Origin of the sequence: Phenylobacterium sp., assembly GCF_036723115.1 — a bacterium.
Taxonomy (GTDB): domain Bacteria; phylum Pseudomonadota; class Alphaproteobacteria; order Caulobacterales; family Caulobacteraceae; genus Phenylobacterium.
The window spans coordinates 30,343-43,585 of record NZ_DAIMHV010000001.1; the positions used below are offsets into that span (position 1 = coordinate 30,343).

The window sequence follows — 13,243 nt, forward strand, 5'->3', positions numbered from 1 at the left end:
CCACGCGAGGCGGGCGCAGCAGCACCCCCTCTCCTTCGACCTTCAGGCCGCCCTCCGATCCGATCCAGTCCAGCAAGGCCATGATCCGATTGCGGCCCTGAACGGGGCTCACGTCAAGCGTGGCCGAACAAGGTCCGGGAAAAGGCCTTGGCCGCGGCGCCTGCGCGCCGGGGTCCCAGCACTGCGACGGCGGCCCGGCCGGCGCCGCTGAGCCCTTGGCCGATGCGCGCCAGGTCTTCGCGGCTCACCGCCTCGATGCCGGCCGCCAGGTGATCTGGCCCCAGGGTCTGGCCGAACAGGAGCACCTGGGCGGCGGCCTGCTCGGCCCGTGACAGGGGCGATTCCCGCATCATGAAGAGGCCGCCCTTGAGCTGCGCCTTGGCCCGGGCGAGTTCAGCCTCGGTGACGTCCTCCCCCAGACGGGCGATCTGGTCGGCGGCCACCTGGGCCAGTTCGGCCGCGTCGGCGGCGTCGCAGCCGGCGAACACCCCGAGCACGCCCTGGTCGGCATAGGTCTCGGCATAGGCGTCGATGGCGTAGGCCAAGCCGCGGCGCTCCCGCGCCTCCTGGAACAGCCGCGAGGCCATGCCGCCGCCGAGAATTTCGGCGAACAGGCGCAGGGCGAAATAGTCGGGATGCGCCACGCCCACCGTGGGCAACAGGAAGACGAGGTTCGCCTGCTCCAGCGCGCGGGCCTGGACGCTCTGGCCGCCCTTGAACTCCGCAGGCCTCTCGTCGACGGGCGCGCCGGCCGCCCTTGCCGCCCCGAAGTCCCGCTCGGCGAGGCGCAGCAGAGCGGCCTCGTCCACCCGCCCGGCGGCGCTGATCACCAGGCGGTCGGCGCTGTAGAGCTGCGCGCGCCAGTCGGCCAGGGCCTCTGGCGTGGCCGCGCCGATGGAGTCTGTGGTCCCGAGGATCGAACGCCCCAGGGGCTGGCCGGCGAAAGCCGAGGCCTGGGCCAGCTCGAACACCAGGTCGTCGGGGGTGTCGGCCACCTCTGCGATCTCCTGGCCGACCACCTGCTTTTCGCGGGCCAGGTCCGCGCCGTCCAGGCGCGGGGCCAGGACAAGGTCGGCCAGCACGGCCGAGCCCAGGTCCAGCCCCCCGTCCAGACAGCGCACCTGATAGCTGGTCCGCTCATAGCCGGTGGCGGCGTTAATCTGGCCGCCGTCGCCCTCGATCGCCTCGACGATCTCCTGGGCCGAGCGCTCGCCCGCGCCCTTGAAGACCATATGCTCCAGCAGATGCGACCAGCCCGAGCGCGGCGCGTCCTCCGACCGGGCGCCATGTCCGGCGACCACGCAGAGGGCCGCGGTCTCCAGGCCAGGAATGGGATCGCAGACGACCCGGACCCCGTTGGGCAGGGTGTGGACCTCAGCCAACCGGTTCAGCTCTCGGCGAAGGCGCGGACATAGGCTTTGATCGCCTCGGCGTCGGCGGGCAGCCGGTCGGAGCGCTCGGGCCGGTCGGCCAGGCTCTGGGTCCAGCGGGGCAGGCCGGGGCTGGTGGCTGTGGCCGCGGCGACCGCCTCCGGAAACTTGGCGGCGTGGGCGGTGGACAGGACCACCACGGGCGCCTCCACGGCCTCGGCGCGGCGGATGGCGCCAACACCCACAGCGGTGTGCGGATCGATGAGTTCGCCGGTCTCGTTGAGCGTGGCCAGCATGGTGCGGGCGGTCTCGGCCTCGTCCACCGCCACGCCGACAAACAGCTCGGTCATGAAGGCCAAGGCCTGGGGCGGGATGTCGATGTGGTCGGCCTCGGCGAAGGCCGTGAAGGCCCGGGCGGTCTCCACCGTTTCGCGCCGCACCGCCTCGAAATAGAGCCGCTCGAAATTCGACGCCGACTGGATGTCCATGGCCGGGCTTTGGGTGGCCACCACCTGGCCGCGGTCATAGCGGCCGGTCTGGAGGGCGCGGGCCAGGATGTCGTTGGCGTTGGTGGCGACGATGATGCGGGCGATGGGCAGGCCCATCTGCCGGGCCACGAAACCGGCGAAGGCGTCGCCGAAATTCCCTGACGGCACGGAATAGGCGATCTCGCGGTCCGGGGCGCCCAGGGCCACGGCGGTGGTGAAGTAGTAGACGCTCTGGGCGATGATTCGGGCGAAGTTGATGGAATTGACGCCCGTCAGATCCACCGCCTGACGCAGGCTCTGATCCTGGAAGGCGGACTTCACGATGGCCTGGCAGTCGTCGAACGTGCCGTCGACGGCCACGCAGCGGACATTGGCCTCGCTGGCGGTGGTCATGAACCGCCGCTGGACTTCGGAGATCCGGCCCTCGGGGAAGAGCACGCAGACCCGCACATGGTCGCGGCCGCGGAAGGCTTCCACCGCCGCCCCGCCCGTGTCGCCGGAGGTGGCGCACAGAATGGTCTGGGTGCGGTTCTGGCCGGCCAGGATATGCTCATAGAGGCGGGCCAGCATCTGCATGGCCACGTCCTTGAAGGCCAGGCTCGGCCCATGGAACAGTTCGGCCAGGAAGGCGTCCGGACCGATCTGGACCAGGGGGACCACCGCGGCGTGGGCGAAGGTGGCGTAGGCCTCCTGGCAGAGGGTCTCCACCACGTCGGCGGGAATCTCGTCGCCGGCGAAACGCGAGAGGACCTGAGCGGCCACGGCGGCATAGGGCTGGCCGCGCATGGCCGCGATCTCGTCGCGGGTGAAGCTCGGCCAGGTCTCGGGCACATAGAGGCCGCCGTCAGGGGCCAGGCCGGAGAGCACCGCATCCACAAAGCCGACCGCCGGGGCCTGGCCCCGGGTGGAGACATACCGCATCAAGTTTTCCATCTGCGCCAGAGCATGGCGGCATAGACGGCGATCAGGGCGCCCGCAAGGCCGAACCAGGTCAGGGCGTATTCCAGGTGCCGATTGGCGGTGGCGGCCGGAAGCGGCGAGGGCGTCAGGGCCTGGAAGTCCGGATTGGTCCGGCTCTCGGCCATCAGGAAGACCGGCGCCGGGCGGGTCGCGCCCAGGGCCTGGGCCATGGCGGCGGTGTCCCGGCTGAACCACTGGTTCTCCTGGGGACGATTGTCTGGAGTCACGAAATTGGCGGGTTCGGGCGCGCGCAGAAGGCCGATCACCTCCACGGGTGCGGCGCCCTTGGCCGGATCGTCGGTGACCGGGGGCCGCGCGCTCACCGTGTCAGGGACGAAGCCCCGGTCCACCAGAATGGCGTCGTAGTCGCCCCCTTCCAGCCGGCAGGCGGAGATCAGGCGCGAGCCCGCCTGACCATCGAGCAGGCCATAGAGCTGGAGGAAGGGCGCCTGGTCGATGCCCGGGCAGGTCGCGCGCACCCGGTGGAAGGCGAGGTCGTCGGTGTCCGACGCCTGCGCCAACAGCGGCCCAAGGTCCGCAGGCTCGCCCTGGGCCCGGGTCTCGATCTGCTCCAGCAGTTCGGTTTTCCAGGCCAGGCGCTGCAGCTGCCAGCTTCCCAAGGCGCAGAGAATGGCGAAGGCCGCCAGGGCGGCGAGGGTCAGGCCGATAGGCGGCCGCTGGGCGGAGGTCTCAGTCATCGGCGCCCGGCGCCGGATGCCGCGCCTCCGAGGCCTGGTTGGCGAACTGGGCGGCCAGCATCAGCCCCTTCATGGGACGCAACAATCCCACCGAGACGATGACGGTCAGCGGCAGCCAGAGCAGCAGATGCAGCCAGATGGGCGGGGTGAAGCGCAGCTCCACGAACAGGGCCGAGAAGGCCACGACGAAGCCCGCGATCAGGATCACGAAGACCGCCGGGCCATCGCCCGAATCGGCCTTCGCCAGATCATAGCCGCAGGCCTCGCAGCGCGGGGCCACCTTGAGGAAGCCCGCAAAGAGCGGCCCCTCCCCGCAGTTCGGACAACGGCCAGCCGCGCCCGAAACCAGGGGGTGGGGACGGGTCACGCTCAGTGACCCGCGCCGCCGAACACCACATAGATGAAGGCGAACAGGAACAGCCAAACCACATCGACGAAGTGCCAGTACCAGGCCGCCGCCTCGAACCCGAAGTGCTTCTGCGGGGTGAAGGCGCCGTTCATCAGCCGGATCAGGCAGACCAGCAGGAAGATGGTGCCGATCAGAACGTGGAAGCCGTGGAAGCCCGTGGCCATGAAGAAGGCCGAGCCATACAGGCCCGAATTCATCGCCGCGTCGGAGAAGAAATAGTCGTGCGACAGGATGTGGTGATACTCGTAGGCCTGCACGGCGGTGAAGACCACGCCCAGGGCCACGGTGAGGATCAGAGCGATCTTGGCGCCCTGACGGTCGCCCTGCTGCAGGGCGTGGTGGGCCCAGGTCACAGTGGTGCCCGACAGCAGCAGGATCAGGGTGTTGACCAGGGGCAGGTTCCAGGCCGGGATGGTGTGGATGCCTTCCGGCGGCCAGGTGGCCCAGGCGGCGCGGACCTCTTCCAGGCTCGAAAGGGTGCGCGCCTCGTGGAACAGCGCCATTTCGAAGAAGATCCAGAACCAGGCGACGAAGAACATCACCTCAGAGGCGATGAACAGGATCATGCCGTAGCGCAGGCCGATATTGACCACCGGGGTGTGGTCGCCGGCATTGGCTTCCTTGGTCACGTCCACCCACCAGGCGATGGTGGTCAGGATCAGGATGGTCATGCCGGTGGCGAACAGCCACCAGGACCCGGCCGGAAGGCCGAACAGGCCCTTCCACCAGGTCACCAGCCCGATGGCGGTGACGGTGGCGCCCAGCGAGGCCAACAGGGGCCACGGGCTGGGATTGACCAGGTGGTAGTCGTGCTTGACGCCTGCTTGGGCCATTTCGGTCCTAACCCCTCATAATCTCGTACCGCCGGCCTGGCTGCTCTCTCCGCCGGCGATCATCTTCCTGGTGCTATAGCCCTGCCGCTTACGATCCGCCAAGGGCCGAAGCCGCCGGATCGCCGGGCGCGTGGGCGCTCTGCACCGGCGCGGCGTCCGCGCTCGACGGGTAGTAGGTGTAGGACAGGGTGATCTCGGGCTTGTTCCTCGTCTCGAAGTCCTGCGCGTACTCGGGATCGACGAAATAGACCATGGGAAACTTGACCGTTTCCCCCGGCCCGATCGTCTGATCGGAGAAGCAGAAGCATTCGAGCTTGCGGAAGTAGGGTCCCGCCGCTTCGGGAACCACATTGTAGACGGCCCGCCCCATGATGGGCGCGTCGCTGGTGTTGGTGACTTCGAAGAAGGTCAGGCCGGTTTCGCCGATCTTCAGGTCCTGAGAGACCTGCTCGGCGCGGAAGGTCCAGGGCAGGTCGCGGACATTGGTGTCGAACCGGATCTTCAGGGTCTTGTCCAGGACCTGGGTGGGCGCAGCCTCGGCGCGGCGGACCGTGCCGTCGAAGCCGGTGACCTGACAGAAGGCCTGGTAGAGCGGCACCGAGGCGAAGGCCAGACCCACCATGCCGGCGAAGACGCCGGTGCAGATCAGGGCCAGCCGCGTGTTCCCGCGGCGGCGGGCCTCCAGGGCGGACGCATCGAGCGTCGCGCCCTGCGCGGCGGGGGACTCAGAGGGGCCGGTCGAGGACATTGGCGCCTAGCCTCACGACAGTGACAAGAAAGACGAGGATCGCGAATGCCACCAGCCCCAGGGCGAGCGCGATGTTACGGCCGCGGCGGGCGCGCTGCTGGGCCTCGGTCGGAGGCGTCTGCGGCTTCGTCGGCTGGGGGACCTGGTCGTTCATCCGAAGGCCCCGCGGGTCAGATCCATGAAGGCGCCGGCGCCCAACAGCTTCTCGGCCAGCAGGGTGGCGAACAGCAGGGTGAGATAGAGGATCGAGAAGGCGAAGAGGTTTCGCGCGTCCCGCGCGCCGGCGCGCACGTCATAGAGCCGGCCGTCCAGGCGCGGATCGGGGCTCTCGCCCGCAGCGCTGCGCGAAAGCCGCCAGGCCAGCACAAGGAACACCAGGCCGCCCGCCGCGGCCACGGCCAGATAGGCGACGCCCCCCAGACCCGTGAAGGCCGGCACGAGGCACAGGGGGGTGAAGAGCAGGCTGTAGATCAGGATCTGGCGGCGGGTGGAGGCCGCGCCCGCCACCACGGGCATCATGGGCACGCCGGCCTTCTCATAGTCCTCGCTGGTGTAGAGCGACAGCGCCCAGAAGTGGGGCGGCGTCCACATGAAGATGATGGCGCAGAGCAGCCAGGCGTTGGCGGGGGCCTCGCCGCTGGCGGCCGCCCAGCCGATCACCGGCGGCAGGGCGCCGGCCAGGCCGCCGATGACGATGTTCTGCGCCGTGGAGCGCTTCAGCCACATCGTATAGACGACCGCATAGAAGAAGATGGTGAAGGCCAGCAGGCCCGCCGCCAGCCAGTTCAGGGCCACGCCCATGAACATGACCGAAAGCAGGGACAGGGTGACCCCGAGCGCCAGGGCCTCGGCGCCCTGGACGCGGCCCGCCGGCACCGGCCGCCCGCGCGTGCGGCGCATGCGGCTGTCGATGTCGGCGTCATACCACATGTTGAGCGCGCCCGACGCGCCGGCCCCGATGGCGATGCACAGAATGGCCACCGCGCCCAGCAGCGGATGGATGGGTGCGCCGGCACAGAACAGGCCCGTGGCCGCCGTGAACACGACCAGGGACATCACGCGCGGCTTGAGCAGCTGCACATAGTCCTGCCAGCGGGCGGGCTGGGCTGTGGCGACGGCGCTCGTCATGGTGGCCAAGACATACTCCTCATGGCCCGGGGCGCAAAGACGAAGGGCGCGGATCGGGTGTGACCGAACCGCGCCCCCCTTATGCTCCGGGCCGGCCGGTCAGTGGTGGCTGTCAGCCTTGATCACCGGCGGCTCGTTGAACTGGTGGAAGGGCGGCGGCGAAGACAGCGTCCATTCCAGGGTGGTGGCGCCTTCGCCCCACGGATTGGCCTCGGCCTTGCGGCGCATGATGGCGGCCTCCAGCAGGATCAGCAGGAAGACCACCACGCCCACCGCCGTGATCGCGTAGCCCACCGAGGAGACATAGTTCCAGTAGGTGTAGGCGTCCGGATAATCGACATAGCGGCGGGGCATGCCCTGCAGACCCAGGAAGTGCTGCGGGAAGAAGATCAGGTTCACGCCGACGAAGGTGATCCAGAAGTGCAGCGCGCCAGCCCACTCGCGGTACTTCACGCCGAACATCTTCTCGAACCAGTAGTAGAAGCCCGCGAAGATGGCGAACACCGCGCCCAGCGACAGCACGTAGTGGAAGTGGGCCACCACGTAATAGGTGTCGTGCAGGCTGTAATCGATGCCGGCATTGGCCAGGACCACGCCGGTCACGCCGCCGACGGTGAACAGGAAGATGAAGCCGATCGCCCACAGCATGGGCGTCTTGAAGCTGATCGACCCGCCCCACATGGTGGCGATCCAGGAGAAGATCTTCACCCCGGTGGGCACGGCGATGACCATGGTCGCGGCCACGAAATAGGCGCGCAGATTGATGTTCATGCCGACGGTGTACATGTGGTGCGCCCACACGATGAAGCCGACGAAGCCGATGGCCACCATGGCGTAGGCCATGGCCAGGTAACCGAAGACCGGCTTGCGCGAGAAGGTCGCGACGATGTGGCTGATGATGCCGAAGCCCGGCAGGATCAGGATGTACACCTCGGGGTGACCGAAGAACCAGAACAGGTGCTGGAACATCACCGGGTCGCCGCCGCCGGCGGCGTTGAAGAAGCTGGTGCCGAAGTTGCGGTCGGTCAGCAGCATGGTGATGGCGCCCGCCAGGACCGGCAGGGACAGGAGCAGCAGGAAGGCGGTGATCAGCACCGACCAGGCGAACAGCGGCATCCGGTGCAGGGTCATGCCCGGGGCGCGCATGTTGAAGATGGTGGTGATGAAGTTGATCGCGCCCAGGATGGAGCTGGCGCCGGCCACGTGCAGCGACAGGATGGCCAGATCCATGGACGGGCCGGTGTGGCCGAGCGTCGACAGGGGCGGATAGATGGTCCAGCCGCCGCCGAAACCGCGGCCGGGGCCGCCATCGACGAACATGGACAGAAGCAGCAGCACCCAGGCCGCCACCAGCAGCCAGAAGGAGATGTTGTTCATCCGCGGGAAGGCCATGTCCGGCGCGCCGATCATGATCGGAACGAACCAGTTGCCGAACCCGCCGATCATGGCCGGCATGACCATGAAGAAGATCATCACCAGGGCGTGGGCGGTGACGACCACGTTGTAGCCGTGCTTGCTGGCGTCGATCCAGCCGAGCTGGTCGAGGAGCGAGCCTTCCACGAAGACCTGCAGGCCCGGCTCAGCCAGTTCCCAGCGGATCAGACCCGAGAGCGCGCCCCCGACGATCCCCGCCATGATGGCGAAGAGCAGGTAGAGGGTGCCGATGTCCTTGTGGTTCGTGGAGAAGAACCAGCGGGTGAAGAAACCCGGCTTGTGGTCGTGGTCGTCGTGACCGTGTGCGGCGGCGTGAGCCATCTTTACTCTACCCCTGCTCAGTTCGCGGCCGCTGCGGCTTGCGGCGCAGCGGTCTGTTGCGGCTCTTCGGCCGCGTCTTCATTGGCCGGCTCGGCGGCCGCGGCGTCCACACCCGCCTCAGCGGCGGTGGGCGCAACGGGTTCGGCGGCGGTGGAGGCGGCGAGGCCGGCGGGATTTCCGCCACGGCCGGCGACCCAGGCCTCGAACTCAGCCTCGCTCACCACCCGGATCTCGATGGGCATATAGGCGTGGTCGACGCCGCACAGCTCCGAGCACTGGCCGTAATAGACGCCTTCCTTCTCGGCGCGGAACCAGGTCTCGTTGATCCGCCCGGGAATGGCGTCGGTCTTCAGACCGAAGGCCGGAAGGGCGAAGGAGTGGATCACGTCGGCGGCGGTCACCAGCACCCGAACGGTCTTGCCCACGGGAACGACCATCGGCTCATTGGCGGCCAGCAGATAAGGCACCCCGGTGGCGCGGGCCTCATCCTCAGGCATCATGTTGGAGATGAACTCGCCCACCTCGTGGTCGGGATACTCATACCCCCAGTACCACTGGTAGCCCACCGCCTTCACCGTCAGGTCAGGGCGCGGCATGTCGTGATAGGCGAACAGGAGCCGGAAGGAGAAGATGGCGATGAAGACCAGGATCAGCACCGGCACCAGGGTCCAGATGACCTCGATGGTGGTGTTGTGGCTGAACTTGGCCGGCACGGGATTGGCCCGGCGGTTGTAGCGCACGATCACCCAGACCAGCAGGGCCGCCACGAACAGCGTGATGATCGTGATGATGGGCATCAGGATCGCGTTGTGGAAGAAGATCGCGTCATGCTTCAGCGGCGCGGCGGCCGGCTGGAGCGCGATACCTTTGGGCGTGGGCTGCCCCAGCAGGTCCTGGGCCATCGCCTGGACGCCCCAGAACGCCGTCATCGCGCCCGCGGCGGCGCCCGCCACCCACGTCCGCATCCCCTGCAAGCTCGACTTCATGTCCCCTCGGTCTCTTTGGCCGGGCGAACGTTCCGACGATCCGCGGTCGCCGCCCCCCGACTGAAACGAGGCTTACGCAGCGAAACACGATCCGCCGCCAGGCCCTCAGCGGGCGTGCATACGCGCTCTCCCCAGGCTTGCCAAGGCGCATCGCGGTTCTGGGTGCTCGTCTGGAGCGAAGATTTCCGGGACGTTCTGACGCAGGCTGGGCTTCGCCGGGTCGGGAGCGTGGCCCGGGCGGACGATGACGCGACCGTTGCGAACCCCTATGTGTAAGCCAGAAGGCCATTTGAGGTTTGTCATGAACGCCCACAGCCCCGCCCCCTCCATCCTCGACTCCTGCGGGGTGGCGCCCGAGCGGGCGCGCGAGATTCTGGGCGAGGCCCTGGCCGGCGCCGACGATGGTGAGATTTTCGCAGAGCGCTCGGAGAGCGAGTCCTTCCTGTTCGATGACGGGCGGCTGAAATCGGCGGCCTATGATTCGACGGAGGGGTTCGGCCTGCGCGTGGTGGCCGGAGAGACCGCCGGCTACGCCCACTCCAGCGAAATCTCCGAGGCCGCGCTTCGACGGGCGGCGGGCTCCGCGGCCCTGGCCAAGCGGGGCTATGACGGCGTCGCCGCCGAGCCGCCGCGGCCCACCAACACCCGCCTCTATGGGGAAGACGATCCCCTGGCCGCCCCGGACTTCGCCGAGAAGGTCGCCCTGCTGCAGGAGATCGACGCCTGGGCCAGGGCCCGCGACCCCCGGGTTGTCCAGGTCATGGCCAGCCTGACCGGCGAGCGGCGCATCGTGGAGATCCTGCGCGCCGACGGGCGGCTGATCCGCGACGTGCGGCCCCTGTCGCGCATCAATATCCAGATCACGGTGGAAAAGGACGGCCGGCGGGAGGTGGGCTTCGCCGGCGCCGGCGGCCGCGCGAGCTATGGCGCCTGGATCGATCCCGCCGCCTGGCGCGACCAGGGCGAGGAGGCCCTGCGCCAGGCCCTGGTGAACCTGGAGGCCGTGGCCTGCCCGGCGGGCGAGATGGACGTGGTCCTGGGCCCCGGCTGGAACGGCGTGCTGCTGCACGAGGCGGTGGGCCATGGCCTGGAAGGCGACTTCAACCGCAAGGGCACCTCGGCCTTCTCCGGGCGCATCGGCCAGCGGGTCGCCGCGCCCGGCGTCACCGTCTTTGACGACGGGACCCTGCCCGGGCGGCGCGGCTCGCTGAGCGTGGACGACGAGGGCACCCCCACCGAACGCACCGTTCTGATCGAGGACGGCATACTGGTGGGCTATATGCATGACCGGATGAGCGCGCGCCTGATGGGCAAGGCCGCCACCGGCAACGGCCGGCGCCAGTCCTACGCCCACCTGCCCATGCCGCGGATGACCAACACCGCCATGGAGGGCGGCTCGACCCCGCGCGAAGAGATGGTCGCCGCCACCAGGCGCGGCCTCTACTGCGCCAATTTCGGCGGCGGTCAGGTGGACATCACCAACGGCAAGTTCGTCTTCCAGTGCACCGAGGCCTATCTGATCGAGGACGGCCGCCTGGGGGCGCCGGTGAAGGGGGCGACCCTGATCGGCGACGGGCCCTCGGCGCTGACCCGCGTGACCATGATCGGCGATGACTTCGACTTCGATCCCGGGGTCGGCGTCTGCGGCAAGTCGGGCCAGAGCGTGCCGGTGGGCGTGGGTCAGCCCTCGCTCAAGATCACAGGCCTGACGGTGGGCGGCACCAGCCTGTAGGCCGTCGACCGATCGCGGTTCTGTCGAAAGTTTAATCTACCTTTCCGGGATTTAATTGGCCCTCACCCGGGGCGGCGCGTCACCTGCGCCCCCAGGGAGAGAGTTCACATGTCGCACATCTATACGGTCGCCCAGGCGCTGCTGGCGGCCCAGCCCGAGGCCGCCGCCGCCCCGGTCCAGGGGGTGATCACCTATCCGGCCGCCCACTTCGCCGAGGCGCGGCCCACCACCGCTCTGGACATGATCCTGCGCCTGCCGGGATTCAGCCTGGACCGCGGCGAGGACGTACGCGGGTTCGAAGGCGCGGCGGGCAATGTCCTGATCGATGGTCGGCGCCCCGCCAGCAAGTCGGACAACCTGGAAGAGGTCCTGCGCCGTATCCCGGCCAGTCAGGTGGTGGGCATCGAACTGATCCGCGGCGGCGCGCCGGGCATCGACATGCAGGGCAAGCCCATCCTGGCCAATGTGGTCCGCAGCCAGACCGCCTCGCTGCAGGGCCTGGCGGTCTATGCCCACCGCTATGTCTATGACGGCCGCCAGGTGGGCGCGGTGCGGCTGGAGGCCTCCGGCCGGCTGGCCGACACCGCCTGGGAGGCCTCGCTGGTGGGCGGTCAGGGGGTGGACGACGGAGCCGGTGAAGGCCTGCGCGTCCGGCGCGACGGCGCAGGCGCGCCCCTGCTGGTCTCAGCCATCGACAGCGAGGGGAATGCGAGAAACGGCGCTCTGACCGGCGCTGTGGAGCGCAGCGTCCTGGGCGGCGACCTTCGGCTCAACGGCCGCTTCTTCAAGGACCACTACACCTATGAGGAGGACAATGTCGGCGCCGGCGTCCGGGCCCGCGCCCAGGACGATGTGCGCAAGACCGAGACTGAACTTGGCCTGCGCTTCGACCGGCCGCTGGGCCAGCGCACCCGGCTGGAGCTGATCGGCCTTCGCCAGACCGCCGACGAGCAGATCGAGGCGAGCTTCGCCGACCCCGCCGGCCGCCTGCGCTTCGAACTGGACAGCGAAATCGCCGAGACCATCGGACGCGGCGTCCTGCGATTCCGCCAGAGCGAGGCCCTGTCCTGGGAGGTGGGGCTGGAGGGCGCCCTGAACCAGTTGGACAGCGCCAGCGCCTTCGCCCGCGACGGCGTCTCGGTTCCCCTGCCCGCCGCCCAGGTGCAGGTGGAGGAGATTCGGGCCGAGGCGTTCGCCAAGCTGACCTGGCGGGCGAGCCCTCGCCTCACCACCGATCTGGGCCTGCGTTACGAGGCCTCGGACATCTCGGCGGAGGGGGACGTTGCCCTCGAGAAGTCGCTGCAGTTCGCCAAGCCGCGCCTGGCGCTCACCTTCGCCCAAAGCCCGCAGACCCAGTTCCGCTTCAGCCTCGAACGCAGCGTCGGGCAGTTGGACTTCGACGACTTCGTCGCCAGCTCGTCCTTGAGCAGCGGGGTGCTCACCGCCGGCAATCCCGACCTCAATCCGGCTCAGGAGTGGATCGCCGAGGCGGCGGTCGAGAAAAGGCTCTGGGAGGGCGGCGCGCTCGTGCTGACGGTGCGGCGGGCCGAGATCACCGACGTGATCGATCGTGCGCCGGTTCGGCTGACAAGCGGCGAAATCTATGACGCTCCGGCCAATATCGGATCGGGCTGGCGGGAAGAGGCGTCCGTGAACCTTACCCTGCCGCTGGGCCGGCTTGGCCTGGAGGGCGGCCAGCTTCAGGCGAAGTCCACCTGGCGGCGCTCGGAGGTGACCGATCCCACCACCGGCGAGGCGCGGGAGATTTCAAAGCTGCGTCCCGTGGAGTGGGAGGCGAGATTCAGCCAGGCCCTGCCGGCCTGGAACAGCCTCTGGGGGGTGGATGTCTTCGGCGGCTGGCGCGAGACCCATTATCGCTTCGACGAAATCTCCACCTTCAAGCTCAGGCCCTATGTGGTTCCCTATGTGGAGTGGAAGCCCCAGGCCGACTGGGTGCTGCGCTTCGAGATTCCCAACGTCACCGAGCGGGGCCTGATCCGCACGCGCACCGTCTATGACGGCCCCCGCGACACCGCCCAGGTGGCCTATGTGGAGGATCGCGACATCGGCTTTGGCCGCATGTACCGCCTGAGGATCAGCAAGACCCTGGGCGGCTGAAACCAAGCCTCCGTCGCG

Annotated in this window: 12 protein-coding genes; 2 read left to right on the forward strand and 10 right to left on the reverse strand. The window is 68.8% G+C overall.

Features of this window, described 5'->3' with window-relative positions:
- Window positions 1-113: 113 nt before the first annotated feature.
- From V7D28_RS00130 to coxB, 10 genes are all read right to left on the reverse strand, one after another.
- Window positions 114-1,391 (reverse strand): M16 family metallopeptidase, encoded by a 1,278-nt coding sequence (locus V7D28_RS00130; RefSeq protein WP_333585358.1) that lies wholly within the window; start codon window positions 1,389-1,391, stop codon window positions 114-116.
- Window positions 1,388-2,779, reverse strand: coding sequence for a threonine synthase (thrC, locus tag V7D28_RS00135; RefSeq protein ID WP_333585314.1), 1,392 nt, complete (start codon window positions 2,777-2,779; stop codon window positions 1,388-1,390). The genes V7D28_RS00130 and thrC overlap by 4 nt, the downstream gene beginning before the upstream one ends.
- Complete coding sequence (locus tag V7D28_RS00140) at window positions 2,779-3,516, reverse strand: SURF1 family protein (RefSeq protein WP_333585315.1); 738 nt, start codon at window positions 3,514-3,516, stop codon at window positions 2,779-2,781. The genes thrC and V7D28_RS00140 overlap by 1 nt, the downstream gene beginning before the upstream one ends.
- Window positions 3,509-3,883, reverse strand: a complete 375-nt coding sequence (locus V7D28_RS00145) for a DUF983 domain-containing protein (RefSeq protein ID WP_333585316.1) — start codon at window positions 3,881-3,883, stop codon at window positions 3,509-3,511. The genes V7D28_RS00140 and V7D28_RS00145 overlap by 8 nt, the downstream gene beginning before the upstream one ends.
- Before the next feature lie 2 nt (window positions 3,884-3,885).
- Window positions 3,886-4,758 carry a cytochrome c oxidase subunit 3 gene (locus V7D28_RS00150; RefSeq protein WP_333585317.1) on the reverse strand — a complete coding sequence of 291 codons (873 nt, stop codon included), beginning with the start codon at window positions 4,756-4,758 and terminating at the stop codon, window positions 3,886-3,888.
- 88 nt (window positions 4,759-4,846) lie between these two features.
- Window positions 4,847-5,506, reverse strand: a complete 660-nt coding sequence (locus tag V7D28_RS00155) for a cytochrome c oxidase assembly protein (RefSeq protein WP_333585318.1) — start codon at window positions 5,504-5,506, stop codon at window positions 4,847-4,849.
- Window positions 5,484-5,660 (reverse strand): hypothetical protein, encoded by a 177-nt coding sequence (locus V7D28_RS00160; RefSeq protein WP_333585319.1) that lies wholly within the window; start codon window positions 5,658-5,660, stop codon window positions 5,484-5,486. The genes V7D28_RS00155 and V7D28_RS00160 overlap by 23 nt, the downstream gene beginning before the upstream one ends.
- Window positions 5,657-6,634, reverse strand: coding sequence for a heme o synthase (gene cyoE / locus V7D28_RS00165; RefSeq protein WP_333585320.1), 978 nt, complete (start codon window positions 6,632-6,634; stop codon window positions 5,657-5,659). The genes V7D28_RS00160 and cyoE overlap by 4 nt, the downstream gene beginning before the upstream one ends.
- A gap of 99 nt (window positions 6,635-6,733) precedes the next feature.
- Window positions 6,734-8,389 (reverse strand): cytochrome c oxidase subunit I, encoded by a 1,656-nt coding sequence (gene ctaD, locus V7D28_RS00170; protein ID WP_333585321.1) that lies wholly within the window; start codon window positions 8,387-8,389, stop codon window positions 6,734-6,736.
- A gap of 17 nt (window positions 8,390-8,406) precedes the next feature.
- On the reverse strand, window positions 8,407-9,375 hold the full coding sequence (coxB, locus tag V7D28_RS00175) for a cytochrome c oxidase subunit II (protein WP_333585322.1): 969 nt from the start codon (window positions 9,373-9,375) through the stop codon (window positions 8,407-8,409).
- A 301-nt stretch (window positions 9,376-9,676) separates the two neighbouring features.
- Between coxB and tldD the strand changes: the two genes are divergently transcribed.
- Window positions 9,677-11,107: a metalloprotease TldD gene (gene tldD, locus V7D28_RS00180; protein ID WP_333585323.1), complete on the forward strand. Its 1,431-nt coding sequence runs from the start codon at window positions 9,677-9,679 to the stop codon at window positions 11,105-11,107.
- Between the two features lie 108 nt (window positions 11,108-11,215).
- The gene (locus tag V7D28_RS00185; RefSeq protein ID WP_333585324.1) at window positions 11,216-13,225 is read left to right on the forward strand and encodes a TonB-dependent receptor plug domain-containing protein; all 2,010 of its coding nucleotides are present in this window, start codon (window positions 11,216-11,218) and stop codon (window positions 13,223-13,225) included.
- Window positions 13,226-13,243 lie beyond the last annotated feature (18 nt).